Origin of the sequence: Saccharopolyspora sp. SCSIO 74807 (genome assembly GCF_037023755.1) — a bacterium.
Lineage (GTDB): Bacteria > Actinomycetota > Actinomycetes > Mycobacteriales > Pseudonocardiaceae > Saccharopolyspora_C > Saccharopolyspora_C galaxeae.
The window spans coordinates 841,787-858,821 of the sequence record NZ_CP146100.1; the positions used below are offsets into that span (position 1 = coordinate 841,787).

Below are 17,035 nucleotides of genomic sequence, written 5' to 3' on the forward strand. Positions count from 1 at the left end.
TGAGCGGGCCGCCCACCCGTTGCGGGTGAGCGGCCCGCTCGCTCGGTTCCGAATGCAGCGGGCAGGCGGTCAGCCGCTGGGGGTGGAGACCGGCTGCTGCTCGGCGTCCGGTTCGGTTTCGGAACGGTCCGGACGCACCCGCACCACCCGCGCCGGGCTCCAGCCGCGCCGGTTGCCCGCCGCGCCGAGCCGGAAGACGAGCACCAGCGCCAGGATCACCACCACGGCAGCACCGCCACCGAGCAGCGCCAGTCGCGGCCCCAGATCGTCTTCCAGCCGCGCCGAAGCCGGTTTCGGCGACGGCGGCACCACGGTCCGCCCGACGCCGCCTTCGCCGTTCACCACCGAGGAGACCGCGGCGGTCGGGTTCACCGTCCCCCAGCCCAGCGCCGGGTCCGGCAGCGCCGTCGCCGGATGGCTGGCCGTCATCTCCAGCCGCTGCTTGACCTGCGCGGCGTTCAGCTCGGGGTGGTACGCGCGCACCAGCGCGGCGGTGCCCGCCACGAACGGCGCCGCGTAGCTGGTGCCGCTGCCCTGCCAGTGCCCCGGCCCGTGCGGCCCGGTGCTGACCACGTCCACGCCCGGCGCCACCAGCGACAGGTACGGCCCGGTCTGGGAGAACGCCGCATGGTTGCCTGCGGAATCGATCGCCCCCACCGCGATCACCCCTGGGTAGGACGCGGGATAAGTGACCGGGTCGCCCTTCTGCGCACCGTTCGCGGCGGAGGCGATCAGCGAGACGTCCCGCTCGGCGGCGTAGCGCACCGCATCGGCCAGTTGCGGATCCGGCGCGTTGGAGCTCGCCGAGACGTTGATCACCTGGGCGCCGGAATCCACTGCCGCCCGGATGCCGCGGGCCAGCGCGGCAGGGGTGAAGGTGTTGCCGGTCTGCTCCTCGGTACCCGTGGCCACCCGGATCGGCACGATCTGCACGCCGGGTGCGACGCCGGTGAACCCGGTGCCTTCGGCGGGCGATGCGCCGATGATCCCGGCCACGAACGTGCCGTGCCCGAAGCAGTCGTCGGCGGCCGGCCCGTTCGCCGGGCCGCCCATCACGTCCGCGCCGGGCAGCACCTTGCCCGCGAGCTGCGGCGTCTGCGCATCCACACCGGTGTCCACCACGGCGACCTTGATGCCCTTGCCCTCGGTGATGTCCCAGATGCGCTCGGGTGCCAGCAGCTGCTGGCCCCACGGAGTGCTCTCGTAGGTCACCGTCGGCGCCTGGATGCAGTTCTGCCCCGAGTTCGGCAGCGGCGGCGGATCGCCTTGCGCCGCAGCGGGAACGGCCACCGCGGGCAGCAATCCTCCCGCCAGCGCCAGGCAGACGGCGGTGCGCCGCGCGCGCCCGGTCACGACTGCCCCGCCGAGGTTCCGGCGGTGGCCAACTGCTCGTCCACGGCGTGCTCCTCGGGCGCCACGACCATCGATCTGGTGAGCCGGGCGACCACGTCGGAGTCCTCCACCTGCCGCAGCGACGCGCGCTGCCGCCTGGCCAGCGCCCGGTCCAGTTTGGACAGCGCGGCCTGGTCCCGTTCGTCCAATTCGGATCCGGTGGAACGTTCGTCCGGGGCGAGTTCGCGGAACAGCACCGCGGCCCGCGGGGCCGTCGGGCCGTCGTCCTCGTCGATGCCGTCCTCGGATTCCGCTGCTTCGCGCACGGCCAGCGTCTTGAACCGGGTGCCCGCGAGGAACACGACCTCGTCCACCGGACGGTTCAACACCAGCTCCGAGGTGCGGCGCGCCTTGGACGGCCAGATCAGCACATCGACGTGCGCACCGGGCACGGTCACGTCGAGGTTCATGCTCGCGCTGAGGAACCCCGGCTCCACCAGCAGCGAGCCGGGTTCGGAGCGCCCCTCGACCGAGTCCGCCACGGTGCACTGCCGCAGCACCGGCCTGCGGTGCGTCGGCAGCCGCCGCATCCCGGAGACCAGGCATGGCAGGTGGCTTTCCAGCGCGGTGGCGGAGCCGCTGCGCACCGCCGAGTTGAGTTCGCCCGCGCCGCCGTCGCCGAGTCCGAGGTACAGGCACACCGCGACGTAGTCGGCTTTGGCGCCGGAGTCGTCGGAGTGGCGCAGCGAAGGCCAGGTCGCCATGGCGGCGTTCACGGTCGCCAGCGCGTCGGAGTACGCCTCGCCCGCGGCCGCCGCGAAACGGTTCTGCTCGCCGGTGGTGCTCTTGCGGTCCTTGACCTTCGACGCCTGGGCCGGATCCGGCGGGGCCTCTTCGACGGGCGCGGCCTGCTCGGCCACTTGCTCGGAGCCGCCGACCGGGTCCAGCCGCACGGTGGTCGACTGGCCCGGCCCGCTCACGACGCCGGGCACCTGGGGTTCGGCAGCGCGTCCGGCTTCCGGAGCCGCCGGGTTCCGCGGGCCCGCGGGTCCGGGCGCTGCCGGAGGCGCGGGCGCGTTCGGGTTCGGCCGGGGGTTGGGACTCGGCTGGGCGTTCGGATGTCCCGCGGGGTTCGGCGGTGTCGGCGCGTTCGGAGCCGCCGGGCCGCCGCTCGGGTTGGCGCGACCGTTCGGGGTCACCGGGCCGTTCGGGTTCGGCGCAGCGTTCGGGTTCGGCGCAGCGTTCGGGGACGCCACCGGATTGTTCGGAACACCCGGATTGTTCGGCGCCGCCGGACCGTTCCGATGCGCCGGGCCGTGCGGGGCGACCGGACCACCCGGAGTCGCCACGGGATTCGGCCCGCTCGGCGGATGCTGGTTGATCGGGCGGTTCTGCTCGATCGGCACGTTCGGGCCGGGCGGCCTGTTCCGGTTCGCCGGGCCGTTGGGCGCGGCCGGGCCGTTGGGCGCGGCCGGGCCGTTCGCAGCACCCGGACCTTGCGGCGCGGCCGGACCGGCGGGATTGGCCGAACCGCCCCGATTCGGCGGCTCGCCCGGAACCGGGCGACCGGCGGCGTTCGCGGGATTGTGCGGATGCCCGGGATTGGGGGACTGAGGATTGTGGGGACGGACAGGGCTGTTGCGGCTCATCGGGCGGTCCGCACCGGCTGGGCCGACCGGGCTCGCGGGACCGTTCGGAGTCGCCGGGCCGTTCGGGCCCGGTCTGCCGACCGGGCTCGCGGGAACGTCCGGACCCGCCTGCGGATTCCGGCCGACCGGACGGTTCTGCTCGGTCGGCGCGTCCGGACCGGTCTGCGGGGGCTCGCCGACCGGACGGTTCTGCTTCGTCGGCTCGTCCGGACCGTCCGAATCGGACTCCGCCGATTCCGGCGTGACGTCCGGATTTTCCGGGGTTTCCCGATCCTGCGGTTCGGAGGACTCCGACTGCTCAGCGGACTCGGGCGAATCGGGCGGCGTTGCCCGCGCAGCGGAATCCGATCGGGACGGCGCCCCGGAGACGGTCGAGACCGGCGGGGCGGACATCGTCACGATGGGCGCAGCCGGCGCCGCCTGCGGCGATTGCGCATCCGGCTTGCCGAGCGCCTGGGTCTGACCGGCCGAGGGCACCTGCGGTTCGGCCGCAGGCGATCGCCCGGTGCCGGATTGCGCGCCGCCCGGCGGCTGCCCGGCCGCGGACGCCGGATCGGACTGCGCAGATTCCGGCGCCTGCCCGGAGCCGGTCCCCGCCGGTCCGGGCTGAGCCGAATCCGATCGCGCGGCCGTTCCCGGCTGCGCCGGGCCGGACTGCTCGGCGGGGGACTCGGCCGAGCCGGGCTGCACGACACCGGGCCGGGGGCCACCGGAACCCGACAGCCCGGGTTCCGACTGCGCATCACCGGCCGGTGCGCCGCCGGACCGAGCACTGTCGGCCTGGCCACGACCGGATGCCGCACCACCGCCGGATTCCGTCCCGGTGACGGTGCCGCCCTCCGGCTTACCCACCGAACCGTCCGAAGTGGACTGCCCAGGCGTCTCGGCCGGGAGGTCCATCCGCACCCCGGCCGCGGAGCCGATCTTGCGCAGCCGCGCCGCGGTGTCGTGCTCGAGCTTTCCCGGCGCACGCAGCCGCACGGTCGCACGCCGCCCCGGGTCGAGCTTGTTCAGCAGCGCTTCGACGGCGGTGAGCAGCGCATCGTCCACCGCCTCCCCTGCGGTGCCCACGTTCAGCACCCACTCGTCGGGGCTGAACGGCACGGCCCTTGCGGCCGTTTCCGGGGCCAGCTCCGACCCGGTCCCATGCAGCACGATCCCGGACGGCACCACATCGGCCAGCACCCCGCTGTCATCGGTGTCCGCGGCGAGGCGATAAGAGCGCGGCCCGTAGCGCCGCCAGCCCGGCGGCGGCTCCGCGATGTCGAGCACTTCCTGGTCACCGGCCCCGGCGGGCTGGCGCAGCACCGTCGCGAACGGGCGGAACCGCTGCTGCCCGGACTCCTCCAGCAGGACCGTCGCGCAGGCGCCGCCCGCGTTGGCCAGTTCCGCGCCCGCGGTGAAGGTGAGCGGCCTGGACAGGCGCAGCGCCAGTTCCGCCATCCACTGGTGCCTGCCCGCGTCGGCGACCAGCGGGACCAGCATGAGCCCCGCCCGCGCGGTCTCCGGCAGCTGCTTGACCACGCCGCCGACCGCTTCCGGCGAGACCTGCCCGCCGAGCAGCAGCTTCGGGAACCGGGAGGAGACCGCGACCCGCGCCGCCAGCTGCGCGGCCGCCTGCGGCGATCTCCGCGCGTCGTGCACCAGTGCGCCCGCGGGCATCGGTTCCACGGCGGCGGATCCGTGCACCAGCCGCTGGGCGGGCATCGACCGCTCCCAGCCCGGGACCGGGTAGCGGGTGCTGAACAGCAGGGGCCGGTTGTTCGCGCGGAACCGGTACCAGCCGCTGCCGCCCGCGGCGCGTCCGGCGTAGGCGCCGGTGCCGGGCGCCGTCGCGGGTTGCACGTCCGGCAGCACCACGTCGATGCCGAGCTGCTGGGAAAGCCGGCCCGCCAGCTCGGCGCGGCCGCCGAGAGCGGTGAGCCACAGCACGCGCGGAGCCTGCTCCGCGGCCTTCACCACCGGCCCGAGCAGCGCGGGCAGTTCTCCGAGCAGCTCGGGAACCTGCTGCGCCGCACGGGAAACGGCTACGAACAGCTCGTTCGGGGTGGCCGGTAGCTGCGCCAAGAAGGCCCGCTCGGTCGCGGTCTCGTCCCGGCGCCGGACGAGCACGTGCGAACCGCACCGCTCGGTTACCAGCGAACCGCGCGACTGACCTGCTGACGCCTGCTGCATCTCCACTCCCATCGAGCACAAGTGGCTCGAAGTGACGCTTCTACGGGTCCGACCGCCGGAGTATCACCGTTGCGCCAACGGTCCACGCGCAGCATCGGGCGGGGACGGGCTGCTGGCGGGGTATCCCTCACTTCCCGCGGTGAAGCGCGGGTTCATCCCGGAGGCCCGCTGCGGCTGATCTTGCCATGCCCGGCTCAGCCCGGGTACTCGCCGGTGACCATCGCCGCGGCCAGTTCCACTCTGGACCGGTAGCCGATGCGGGCGAACATCCGGGTGAGCCGCCCTTCCACGCTCTTCTCCGTGGCGCCGAGCACAGTGGCCAGTTGCCGGTTGGTCAGGCCCTCGGTCACCAGCACCGCCAGCAGCCGCTCGTTCTCGCGGGTCGCGGTGGTGCGGTCGGGCACCGGGACGCCGTGCTCGCGCATCGCCCGCCGCAGCCGCGAACGTTGCAGCAGCGAGCCCAGTTCACCCGCCAGTTCGTAGGCTTCCGGCAGCAGCTTCGCGGTGTGGAACCCGGCTTTGGCGACACCGCTGAAGGTGATGATCTGCTCATAGCGCTGGCCGCGCTCGCGGGCCAGCGCCACCGCGGCGTCCGCGGCCGCCAGGTCGCCGTGCATCCGCGCCTCGGTCAGCCGCAGTGCCAGCTCGGCGCGGCCGGTGCCGAGCCGGGCGGCCATTTTTTCCAGCCGTGCCAACGCTTCCTGCGCCTCGACGTGGTCTTCGCGCAGCTCGGCGCGCAGCGCGACCTCGGCCCACAGCAGTTCGGTGCCGATCGCGAACCCGGTCTCCTCGGAGATGCGCACGGCTTCGCGCAGCAGGGCGTCGGCGTCCTCGTGCTCGCCGAGGGCGCGCGAGACCTGCGCTTCGGCGAACCGGAAGAGGTAGGCGAACGATCCGCCCCCGGCCCGCTGGATCATGTGCCGCGCGCGGGCGAGCATCCCGCCTTCGGTGTGCACCTGCGCCGCGCCCATGTGCAGCATCGCCCAGCCGACGGACTCGACGCGGTGCACCGGAGCGGCCATGTAGCGCCGGGCGATGTCCAGCGCGTGCAGCCAGTCGCCGCGGCTGTGCTCGACGATGAACCGGCCGATCTCCGAAAGCTGCGACGGCGGCAGCTCGTAGCGCCGCATCAGTTCCGTCGCATCCTGCAACTCGCCCAGCGCGAGCAGCATGTTGACTTCGTAGCGGACCGTTTCGAGCCGTTGCGTCGGCAGGTCGCCGCCCCGCCACAGCGCCGGATCCTCGATGAACCGGAACAGCTCGGTGGTGTCGCCCTGCATCAGCGCGACGCCGCTGCGGTAGGTGTTCACGTGGTCTTCCAGCACCGGTTCCGCCCCGGCCCACAGTTCGCGGTTCTCGTCCAGCAGGCGGCGGCCCGCCACCCATTCGTCCTGCCAGCCCAGCGCGAACGCCTGCGCCACGACTTGCTGCGCCCGCCCGCCCGGCATCGGGGTCTCCGCCTCGGCGATGTGCCGCAGCGCGGTGTGGTCACCGATGCTGGCGATCACGGACAGGTAGGACAGCACCGACATCTGCAGCAGCTGCGGTTCCAGCTCGGCGGCGTGCCTGCTGAGCAGGTCGCGGGCGTTCTCAGCGGTCTCGCTCAAGCGGCTGCGCGAGGTGCACGCGGCGGCGTTTCCCATCAGCGCCATGGCGCGCGAGGCCGGATCGCCGAGCTTGTCCGCGGCCGCTTGCAGCCAGCGCGAGGCGTTCGCGGTGTCCTGGAAGATGCGCTGTCCGCCCGTTTCGAGCAGTTCCCGCCCCGCGCGCTGCGGATCGACCAGCGCGCCCGCGTCGATCAGCCGGTCCGGCAAGTAAGCAGGGTCTTCTGCTTGCGCCGAGCCGTCCCAGATCGCGGTGACCGCCGCGGCCGCGAGGTTGCGGCGCTCGAACGGTCCGAGCCCGGCTTCCAGCGCAACGCCGACCATCGGCACCCGGAACCGCCAACGCCGTCCGGAGCGGATCAGCACGCGACGCTCGCGGAGTCGTTCCAGCGCGTCCCGCACGGTTTCCGGGTCGAGCCCGATGGCCGCTCCGGCCAGCCGCGGCGCCTGTTCGCCCAGCGGCGCGAGCAGGCTCATCGCGCGCGCCACCGCCCAGGACTGCCCGCCTGCGTCGCGCACCGGAGCCAGCAGCGGATGCCGATCGTCCAGCGCAGGACGTTCCTCGTGCGAGACCAGGTAGGCGTGCCGGTCCACGATGCTCAGCGCCTCGGCGCGCCGGTAGGCGTCGATGCCCGCCTCCAGCGCCGCGGGCAGTCCGCGGGCCGCGCCGTGCAGCATGTCGACGACTTCCGCGTCCGGTTTCGCCTGCAATGTCCGGGCGATCAGCCGGGCGCTGTGCAGCCTGGTCAGCGGGCGCAGCGTCACCGTGCGCACCAGCCCGGCCGCGCGCAGCCGCCGCAGCGCCGCAACTCCCCTACCGGAGTCCACATCGGACCGAGCGGACAGCACGATCGAGAACGAATTGCCGTTCATCCGCTGCACCAGCGGCTCCAGCAGCGCGGCGGTGGCATCGTCGAGCCACTGCGCGTCGTCGGCCAGCACCACCAGCGGCCGCATGTTGCGGGTCGCCGCGTGCAGCGCACCGGCCAGCTGCGCCGCGATGGGCTGCGAGGTGGCCGGGTCCGGCGCGGCGCTGAGCTTGGCCACCAGCGCGAGCACCGATCCGCGCGCCTCCCCGGCCGCGGGAGCGAGTTCGCCCACTTCCGACAACAGCCGGTACAGCGCACCGTACGGAGTCGAGCGGTCCGGCTCCGTGGCCCGCATCTCCAGCACTCGCGCACCGGCGGCGGTGCAGCGATCGCGCACTTCCGCGAGCACCGCCGTGCGCCCGGAGCCGGCGGCACCGCTCAGCAACGTCACGGGAACGTCCTTGGCCTGCACGGTTCTGAGCACTTCGGCGAGCACGTCGTCGCGGCCGGCCAGCCGCGCGCCAACCGGATCCTGTTCGGCCGATGTGCGCTCAGCCACGGCACTGCCCAGGGCCGTCCGGGACGGAACCGGCCACAGCGGGAGATTCGGCCGAAAAGCGACGTTCTGCGCGAACCACTCCACACTCCTTCCTGAGTCCGTTGCCCGGAAAGCTCGCCACGGCTCCATGTCCGCACGCGGGCCGGTCGACGCCGGCCGCGCCGAATGCCCCATTGTGGTCCAGCCGAGGGATGTCCCTCGATCTAGGTCCGCGCAATCACCGGGCCACCGCTCGCGCACGGTCGGGCAATAGGAAGGGCGAGGGGGAGGCTTGCGGTGGGGTGCGCCCGGCCGCGAGCAGTCGATTGGAGAGAGGAAGAATGGCTCGGGACAGCGGGCCGGTGTTCGGCCGGGACGAGCAGTGGGCCGAGATCAGTGCTGCCTGCGGCCGCGGCTCGGGGGAGCTGCTGGCGCTGCACGGCAAGCCGGGGGAAGGCAAGACCGCGCTGCTGGAGGCGGCCGCGGCGAACTCGCAGCGCCACGGTGGCCACGTGCTGCTGGCCGATGCCGCGGACGGCGACGGCCGCGCCGCGATCGACGCGCTGCTCGACGGCGCGCGGCAGTTCTTGGAGCGCGGCTGGGATCCGCAGCTGCTGGACGCGGTGGCCGCGGCCGCGCGGCGGCGCAGCGAGCTCGACCAGCAGCCGCAGCGCGCGCTGCTGCCGATGGTGCACGAGCTGGCCCGCGCGCTCGGCGTCGTCGCCGCCCGCGCCCGCACCGTGATCATCATCGAGGACGTGGACCGCTGCGGCCCGCTGCTGTCGGTGGCCCTGTGCCCGCTGGTGCAGCGGCTGCGCGCGGTCGGCTGCGCGGTCGTGTTCTCCACCCGCACGCACTCGTTCGCCGCCAGCAGCACCTGGCAGCTGATCTCGCTGGCCGACCGGGTAGTGGAGCTCGGGCCGCTGGCCGACCGGGACGTCACCGCGCTGCTGACCCGCTGGTGCGCCGCGCACGGCCGGGCGAAGCTGGACCAGACGGTGGTGGAGGCGCTGCGCACCGCGCTCGGCCCGCTGTTCGGCAATCCGGGCACGCTGCTGTCGACGCTGCACGATCTGCGCGAGCGCGGGCGGCTGACCGTGGTGGACGAGCACTTCTGCCTGTCCCCGCTGACCGAGCCGGTGGCGCTGCCGGAGCAGCACGCCCTGGTGCAAGCGGTCGTCGAGGACGGCGACGACACCGAACGGCTGGCTTCCGTGCTGGCGCTGCAAGATCGGGTGCGGGTGGACGACCTGCCGATGCTGACCGCGGCCGCCGCTGTCGGGCTGGAACCGTCCGGCCAGGACCTGGACCGGCTGGTCGCGCGCGGTGTGCTGGTGGTCGACGTCCAGGACGAGGTGCGGTTCGCGGTACCCGCGCTGGCCGCGACGCTGCGCCGCCGCGCCGGTCCGGAGCGGGCGTGGTCGCTGCACGCGGCGCTGGCCCGGCGGATGCTGGCGCAGTTGCAGCGGGGTGGTGCGGTGGATCGGCCGACGCTCGCCTACCACTTGGTGCGCACCGGCCCGGATTTCGACAGCTCGCTCGGCGCGCAGGTGCTCATCGAGGAAGCCGACCGCGTCGCCGACACCGCCCCGTCGTGGGCGGCCACCTGGTACCACGCGGCGCTGCGCCAGCTGGCCACCGATGACGAGCGCTGGCCGGATCTGCTGCGCACGCTGCTGCGGCTGCGCACTTCGCTGGGCCAGTACCGCGAGCTGACCGAGGACATCGGGCTGCTCGCCCCGGCCGCTTCCGGCACCGGCGAGGCGCTGCGGGAACGCCGGACGCTGCTGGTGACGGTCGGGATGTGCTGGCTGTCGGCGCTGCTGCACGACGAGCGCGCGCATCCGGAGCCCGCGGGCATGTTCGCCGCGTTCGGCGGTGGTTCCCGGTTCGACGCGGAGATCCGCCGGTTCTCCTCGGCGTTGTTCGACGGTCGGCTGGACGAGGCCGCCGCGCTGCTCAACGCCCTGTTCAACCTGGATTCCGACGAGGTCGGCGAGCCCGGCGGGTTCATCGAGCTCGGCGAGGTGCTGCTGCTGCTGAACGCGATCTGCGGCCACCACGAGGATTTCCAGCACGCCTGGTCGCTGTGGCAGCGGCGTTGTTCGACTCCGGTTCCGGCCGTCGCGGATCCGGAGCGGTTGCGCGAGGCGGGTGCGATGACCGACTACGCGACCGCGTTGGAACTCATCCTCGGCGACGACTACGGACGCCCGAGCCGCGGCAGCGTGCTGCGCTACCAGGAGGTGCTGCGCGCCTACCTCGGCGGCGCGTGGGACACCGCGTTGTCGCTGGCCAGGCGGATGGAGACGGAGCTGCCCGCGCAGCGCAGCGCGCCTGCCCGCTACCTCGCCAGGGCCGTGGCCGCCGAGATCTGCTCGGCGCGCGGCGAGCTGCGGCGGGCGAGCGAGTGGCTGCACCGCTCGCCGCGGGTGATGGACGGCGGTCACGTCTTGGCGTGGGTGCGGCTCGGCGTGCGCTACCAGGAAGGCGCGACCGGCGAAGCGCTCGACGAGGGCTGGCAGGACTACCAGCAATACCGCGACCGCGGTTCGCCGGCCGGGCTGGAGCGGCTGCTGGGACGGCTGGTCGAGCTGGCGCACCGGGAGGGCCGGACCGAGTTCGCCGAACGCGCGCTGGCCGAACTCGCCGAGTTGGACGCGCAGTTGTGCTCGGCGAGCAGCCGCGAGCAGCTGCTGACCGCGCAAGCCCGCACCTACCGCAGCCCCGAGCACGCCGAGCAGGCGCTCGCGCTGGCTCGGCGACGCGGCGATCTGCCCGCGCGCGGCGGGTTGTTCTTGCTGCTGGCGGATCTGACCGACGATCCGGCGGACTGGTTGCACGAGGCCTACGCGCTGGCCAAGCAGCTCGGCTGGCACGTCGCCCGCACCACTTCGCAGGAGCTGATGCGGGCGCGCGGGGTCGCTCCGCCGCGCTCGCGCAGCAGGCGGGAACCGTTCTCCAGCACCGAGATCCGCATCATCGACCTGGTCAGCGACGGCTGCACCAACCGGCAGATCGCGATGGCCGTGCAGGTCAGCGAGAAGACGGTGGAGAGCCATCTGACCAAGCTGTTCGCCCGCACCGGCTGCCGGTCGCGGGTGGAGCTGGCGGCGGCGTCGCTGGAGGGCAGGTTGCCCGCGAAATCCGGCTCGTAGGGCCGGTCCGGCGGTGCTTTTCCGGCGGTGCTTTCCGGCCGGAGTTCGCGGCCGGGGTTTGCGGCCGGTGTTTGCGGCCGGTGTTTGCGGCCGGATTTTTGGCTCGGCTGTGCTTTCCGGCTCGGCTGTGCTTTCCGGACCGGCCGGGCTTCCCGGCCCGGCCGCGCGGTACGGGGACACCGCGCGGCCGGTTTCGGGGAGGCCGGGCAACGGTGGGGAGTTCGGGAGTCCGTTGCCCGGCCCGCCGGCACCCGCAGGGAGGGAGTCGGGCGCCGGTTTCCGTTGCCCCACCGGGGCGCTCGCCTACGGGGGCGCGAGCGACACCGGCGGGGCGCGGTCCACCGCCGCTGGGGGCGCAGCGGCGGACCCGGTTCCTCAACTGAGAGCTGCGACGAGCACAGCCTCCGAGTGAACGGACTGTTCGTCCGAATAGATTGGGCAAACGGTCCGTTCGCTCAAAACCGTCTCCGAGTGAACGGACTGTTGGTCCGAATAGATTGGACGAACGGTCCGTTCACTCTCGGAGGAAGGCGGGGTGAGCGAGCGGCGGTCGGTCAGTGCGCCGAGGGCGGTCGCGAACACCGCGGCCTGCGTGCTGTCCGCCGCGCGGGCGCCGACCAGCGCCACGCACGCCTGGCACACCTGCCGCGAGTCCGCGGGCAACGGTCCGCGCAGGACGCGCGACAACCGGCCGGTCAGCGGATGCCCGCAGGTGGCGACCACGATCCGCCCGCACGCGGCCCGGTCGACCACGTGCCACGTCGAGCACCACTCCGAGGTCATCCACGCCGTCACCCGCCGACCTCCCGCGGCCCGGCGAACCCGGCAGAGTCCTGCACCCGCGAGCGCATCGCCAGCAGCCGCGTGCACGCCATGCACGGCATCCCCAGCAAGTCCGAGATCAACTCGGCGTCCGCACCCGCCAGCCGCAACTCGCACAACCCCAGGAAGTCCCCGCCGGGCAACGACATCGCGATGTGCACCACCCGCTTGGCCTCGCCGACCACGCCCGAGCGGTAGCGCACCCGCACCGGGTAGTCCGGGGCGTTCACAGCTGAACCACCGCCGTCCGCCGCGGCCGCGCTCTGCACGGCTCCGGACGCGCGGCACTCGGCACTCGCTTAGCGGAAACTGCGAATTCGGATCGCGCTGATGGATTCGGCCAGCAGGACATTCCGCACCTCTCTTGTTCGCCGACGTTCGCACCCTCGGTGGGGATGTCGCGGTGAATTTAATGGGACCGGCGACAAGCTGGGAATGACCCGATCAGGTGAGTTGTCTTCGCAGGTCAGGCGGGGATTACCATTCCGTCGCATGAACCGCGACCAGGCTGGCTCACCCCGCAATCGCGCCCTCGGCGCCGAGCTGCGCGAATTCCGCAAAAACGCGCAAATGACAGTCCGCGACTTGTCGCAGCACCTCGGTGGTCATCATTCGCGCTACGCCCGGAACGAATTAGGCGAACGACGACCCGCACCGGAGGAGGTGGCCGCGATCCTCACCGTGCTCGGCGCCCCGGAGGCCGACCGCGACCGCCTCACCGAGCTCGCCCGCGAGCAGGGCAGCGACGGCAACTGGCTCAAACCCGGCTCGGCCGGAACCCTCGGCATCGCCCACGAGCTGACGGACCTGATGGAGTTCGAGCGGACCGCTTCGGGGATCACCGATGTCGCGCCGCTGGCGGTCCCCGGACTCTTGCAGAGTTCCGGCTACGCCCGCGCGGTCATGACGGAGATGCCGCCGCACGAAGTGGAAGCACGGGTCGCGATGCGGCTCGGAAGGCGAGACGTTCTCACGCGACGTTCCGATGCACCGAACTTCCGTGCGATTATCGATGAGACGGTCTTGCAGAGGTCCGTTGGAGGTGTCGGGGTGATGCTCGATCAGCTGCACCACATCACCGCGATGGCTGAGCGCCCGAACGTCACTGTCCAGATCATTCCGCATGACCTGACGACGTGGCACGACGCGCTCATCGGGATGTTCATCTACTTCGAGTTTCCCAAGGCGGCGCCGATCGTCCATCTGGAGCACTTGAGCGCCTCGGCGTTCCTCTACGAGTCCGCTGATGTGCAGGTCTACCGGGATGCGATCGAAAGCATCTCGAAGTCGGCGATGACCGCCGAAGATTCCGCGAAGGTCATCAACCGGCGAATCAGCGAATTGGAGAAGACAGCATGAGCACAACCCCCTACGGGTGGCACAAGTCGAGCAGGTCGGGCAAGCAGACGAGTTGCGTGGAGGTCGGCCGAACGGCCGACGGCACCGCGGTCCGCGACACCAAGAACCGCTCCGCCGGCTACTTCACCACCACGCCCGCCCAGTGGACCGCCTTCCTCGGCGCCGTCAAAACCGGCCGCTACGACGCCTGACGGATCACTCGACGACGAGCCCGGCGGCAGGACGCGCCGGGCTCGTCCGTCGTTGCTCACATCCGGTTCAGGAATTCCGTCATGACCAGCGTCGCGTATCCGAGTCCCGCGGCCAGAACGACCGCCGACACGGCGAGGGCCGGAACGGCCCGGAGGAACCGTCGCAGCACCAAGTGCAGCGCTGCGACGACGAGGAAGGCGAACAGCCCGAAAACGAAGGTGCAAACCGCGGCCGCACCCCCTGCCACGACGCTCACCGCGGTCGCCAGCGCCACGCCCCGATCGCCGAAATCCGGCCGAGTGCGCAAATAGGTGACCACACCGGGGATCGCGGTCATTCCCACCACGTACGTCCAGAACAGGACCGCGTCCGGCACGACGTCCGGGAGTATTTCCTGCGCGTACACGCCCACCGCTGCAATCCCGAACGCCGCCACCAGCAGCGCGAGCGCCTTCTTCCAACCGACCATGATCGGCACTGCACCATCCGCTACCGCACGACGCGCCCGCCCGCACCGCCCGGCACGCCGACCGCGGGGTTTTCCTCCGGCGAACCGACTCGCACCGGCCGCTTGGACGCCTGAACACCACTCACGAGCCCCGGCGCGATCCGCCGGGATTTCAATTCCCGGAACTCGTGAACGCGCAACAAAATCGGGCGCTTGGTCATATTCCGCCGACCGCAGCAAGCCGCCTACCTGCGCAGAAGGGACGCGATCGGACCTGGTGCGGGTTTTTCTCCAACGGACACGCGCAATGCAAAAGAGTGCAGAAGCGACCCCGGAAAACGTTTCAACAATTGCCGTCGGCTGCGCCCGCTGAGACTGTTGTTCTGCACGACGCACTCGAGAAGTCGCGAAGTGTGCTCATGGGTTCTGGATTCTCTCCGAGGAGGAATTATGGTCATGAACACGAAGAAGACGGCGCGCGGCGCGGCCGCCGCGATCATCGCGGCCGCCACGTTCACCATGGTCGGACCGGCCGCGACCGGTTTCGCCATCAACAAGGTGGAGTGCAACCCCGACGAGAACTTCTCGCAGATCTGGTCGCACAGCAGCGGCGGCGAGGACAGCACCGACTGCTACGCGAACGGCGGGAAGATGGACTTCGGCGGCTGGTGGGTCGACAAGGCCTACGCGGGCAACAACACGCTGTACCTCTACGACCACAACGGCGACGTGCTCAAGGTCGACCCGGGCAAGACGCTCGTCCGGAACACCCCGGCGAAGATCGACGCCATCGAAATCAAGTGACGGGTCGACGACCCCTTTCCCGGAACGGCGCTGCGCGCTGATCGCCGATCCCGGAACACATCTGGAAATGATCGAGTGCGAGCGGGTTCCCCGGGCGGGAATCCGCTCGCACTCGGCTCGTCATCAGTCCAGCTCCGACCTCGACGAAACCCGGCCGCGGTCACACCTCCAGGGTTCGCCGCAGCAGCGCGAGGACGTCATCGGTCTCGGTGTCCAGGTAGAAGTGGCCGCCGGGGTATTTGTGCAGCGTGAACGGGCCGCTGGTGCGGTGCTGCCAATCCTGGGCCTCGTCCTCGGTGACCACCGGGTCGTCCACGCCGATCAGGGCGTGCACCGGGCAGGTCAGGTCGGTGCCCGGCCGGTACGTGTAGGTCTCGGCGGCGCGGTAGTCGGCGCGCAGCGACGGCATCGCCATCTGCCGCAGATCCTCGTCGGCGAGGGCGGCCGCGGCGGCTGCGCCGAGGTTCTGCAGCTCGGCGATGAAAGCGTCGTCGCCGAGCGAGTGAATTCCTTCATCGCGGTTGCGCGTCGGCGCGGGCCTGCCGGAAACGAACAGCGCGCGCGGCGGTGTGCCTTCGGCCTCCAACCGGCGGGCCACCTCGAAGGCGACGCTGGCGCCCATGCTGTGCCCGAACAGCGCGAGCGAATCGTCCGCCCACCGGCGCAGGCCCGGGAGCACCTGTTCGGCGATCTCCTCGACGCTGCCCAGGCAGTCCTCGCCGCGGCGGTCCTGCCTGCCCGGGTACTGCACCGCGAGCACGTCGATCGAGGGCGCGAGCATCTTCGCGACCGGGACGAAGTACGGGGCCGCGCCACCGGCGTACGGGAAGCAGGCCAACCGCGCGGTGGCGTCCGGCGAAGGGCGGAAGCGCCGCAGCCATCGGTCGGTGTCGTCGGTGATCCCGGTCATCGCGCTCCTGCCGCTCGGCTCGCCGGCTCTCGTTTCGGATCAGGACGCTACCAACGCGGCGGGCCGGAAAACCCGTGAAAGAGCGGGACTTCACGGGACGTTCCGACGACTCCGCAGGGGAAAGAGTCGAGCGCTCAGGGGATGAGCAGGACTCGCCCGAACGCGACCCGGCTCTCGATGTAGCGGTGCGCCTCGGCTGCCTCGGCGAGCGGGAACTCCCGGTCCAGCACGACGGTGAGCTCCCCGGCCGCGACCCGGCCGATGAGCCGTTCGATGACCGACCTCGTGCGCTCCGGAGCGTGCTCGAACTCGCCGCCCAGGTAGACGCCGTTGAGCGAGGCGTTCTTGAACATCAGCGGTCCGAGCTGCGGCTGCTGCTCGTCCCGGCCCGCCTGGCCGACCCAGCTGATCCGCCCCCGGTAGGCGAGCGCGCCGACGCTGCCTTCCAAGGTGCGCCCGCCGACCGGATCGACGACCAGGTCGACCCCGCGATCGCCGGTGCGGCGCATGACCTCGGCGACGACATCGGAACTCTTGTAGTTGATCCCGTGGTCGAGGCCGTACTCGGCGAGCCGGGCGAGCTTCGGGTCGCTGGAGGCGGTGCCGAAAACCGTCGCACCGGCGGCCTTGGCGAGCTGCACAGCGGCCAAGCCCACACCGCTGGACGCGGCCTGCACCAGCACCGTCTCCCCCGCGCGCAACCCGCCGAACTCGAACAGGCACTCGTCGGCGGTGCCGAACTCGACCGGGATGCCTGCGGCGAGCCGCAGGTCCAGCTCGTCCGGCACCGGGTAGACGTGCCCTTCGGCTGCCGTGGCCAGCTCGGCGTGCGAGCCCTCGGGCATGAACGCGACCACCCGCTGCCCCTCGCGCACCGACGTGACGCCGTCACCGACGGCCGCGACGGTTCCGGCGGCCTGGTAGCCGACGATGTGCGGCGCGGTCTCGAACGGCACCAGCTGCCGGTGCAGCAGATCACCGCCCTGGACGCTGACGGCGGCCACCCGCAGCAGCACCTCACCGGCCCCCACTCGCGGGTCCGGGACGTCCGCGTAGCGCAGGACCTCGGGACCGCCGTTCTCGGAGTACACAGCCGCCTTCATATCCGGCCTCCCTGGAGCGTGATCGGGTTTCAGCGGCGCCGCTCGCCGCCCGAGAGCGAACGCGTGGGCACCCACCGATCAGCAACCACGGACGCAACACGTCCATTCCGGGAAACCGGAGCACCGCCGGTT

At 72.0% G+C, this 17,035-nt stretch carries 12 protein-coding genes; 4 read left to right on the plus strand and 8 right to left on the minus strand.

Annotation, left to right across the window (positions count from 1 at the left end):
- Positions 1–69 precede the first annotated feature (69 nt).
- The 3 genes from mycP to V1457_RS03580 all read right to left on the minus strand — a co-directional run bounded on the left by mycP (position 70) and on the right by V1457_RS03580 (position 8,128).
- The gene (gene mycP, locus V1457_RS03570) at positions 70–1,353 is read right to left on the minus strand and encodes a type VII secretion-associated serine protease mycosin (RefSeq protein ID WP_338600159.1); all 1,284 of its coding nucleotides are present in this window, start codon (positions 1,351–1,353) and stop codon (positions 70–72) included.
- A complete protein-coding gene (locus V1457_RS03575) occupies positions 1,350–5,156 on the minus strand; it encodes a hypothetical protein (RefSeq protein ID WP_338600162.1) in 3,807 nt (1,268 codons plus the stop codon). Before V1457_RS03575 ends, mycP begins: the two co-directional genes overlap by 4 nt.
- A gap of 194 nt (positions 5,157–5,350) precedes the next feature.
- Positions 5,351–8,128 (minus strand): AAA family ATPase, encoded by a 2,778-nt coding sequence (locus V1457_RS03580; protein ID WP_338600165.1) that lies wholly within the window; start codon positions 8,126–8,128, stop codon positions 5,351–5,353.
- A 320-nt stretch (positions 8,129–8,448) separates the two neighbouring features.
- Here V1457_RS03580 and V1457_RS03585 point away from each other — a divergent pair, with 320 nt between their 5' ends.
- Entirely contained in the window at positions 8,449–11,265 is a 2,817-nt protein-coding gene (locus V1457_RS03585) for a LuxR C-terminal-related transcriptional regulator (protein WP_338600168.1), read from the plus strand.
- Positions 11,266–11,640: 375 nt separating this feature from the next.
- Here V1457_RS03585 and V1457_RS03590 read toward each other — a convergent pair whose 3' ends face one another.
- Positions 11,641–12,060, minus strand: coding sequence for a hypothetical protein (locus tag V1457_RS03590; RefSeq protein WP_338600171.1), 420 nt, complete (start codon positions 12,058–12,060; stop codon positions 11,641–11,643).
- Complete coding sequence (locus V1457_RS03595) at positions 12,057–12,317, minus strand: hypothetical protein (protein ID WP_338600174.1); 261 nt, start codon at positions 12,315–12,317, stop codon at positions 12,057–12,059. Before V1457_RS03595 ends, V1457_RS03590 begins: the two co-directional genes overlap by 4 nt.
- A gap of 262 nt (positions 12,318–12,579) precedes the next feature.
- On the opposite strand from V1457_RS03595, the gene V1457_RS03600 reads away from it, so the two are divergent.
- Complete coding sequence (locus V1457_RS03600; RefSeq protein WP_338600177.1) at positions 12,580–13,446, plus strand: helix-turn-helix transcriptional regulator; 867 nt, start codon at positions 12,580–12,582, stop codon at positions 13,444–13,446.
- The gene (locus V1457_RS03605) at positions 13,443–13,637 is read left to right on the plus strand and encodes a DUF397 domain-containing protein (RefSeq protein WP_338600180.1); all 195 of its coding nucleotides are present in this window, start codon (positions 13,443–13,445) and stop codon (positions 13,635–13,637) included. Before V1457_RS03600 ends, V1457_RS03605 begins: the two co-directional genes overlap by 4 nt.
- 56 nt (positions 13,638–13,693) lie before the next feature.
- On the opposite strand, the gene V1457_RS03610 is transcribed toward V1457_RS03605, so the two are convergent.
- Positions 13,694–14,107 carry a hypothetical protein gene (locus V1457_RS03610; protein ID WP_338600183.1) on the minus strand — a complete coding sequence of 138 codons (414 nt, stop codon included), beginning with the start codon at positions 14,105–14,107 and terminating at the stop codon, positions 13,694–13,696.
- Positions 14,108–14,542: 435 nt separating this feature from the next.
- Here V1457_RS03610 and V1457_RS03615 point away from each other — a divergent pair, with 435 nt between their 5' ends.
- A complete protein-coding gene (locus V1457_RS03615; RefSeq protein WP_200068547.1) occupies positions 14,543–14,890 on the plus strand; it encodes a beta/gamma crystallin domain-containing protein in 348 nt (115 codons plus the stop codon).
- Positions 14,891–15,050: 160 nt separating this feature from the next.
- On the opposite strand, the gene V1457_RS03620 is transcribed toward V1457_RS03615, so the two are convergent.
- The gene (locus tag V1457_RS03620; RefSeq protein ID WP_338600187.1) at positions 15,051–15,800 is read right to left on the minus strand and encodes an alpha/beta fold hydrolase; all 750 of its coding nucleotides are present in this window, start codon (positions 15,798–15,800) and stop codon (positions 15,051–15,053) included.
- Positions 15,801–15,934: 134 nt separating this feature from the next.
- The gene (locus V1457_RS03625; RefSeq protein WP_338600190.1) at positions 15,935–16,903 is read right to left on the minus strand and encodes a zinc-binding dehydrogenase; all 969 of its coding nucleotides are present in this window, start codon (positions 16,901–16,903) and stop codon (positions 15,935–15,937) included.
- Positions 16,904–17,035 lie beyond the last annotated feature (132 nt).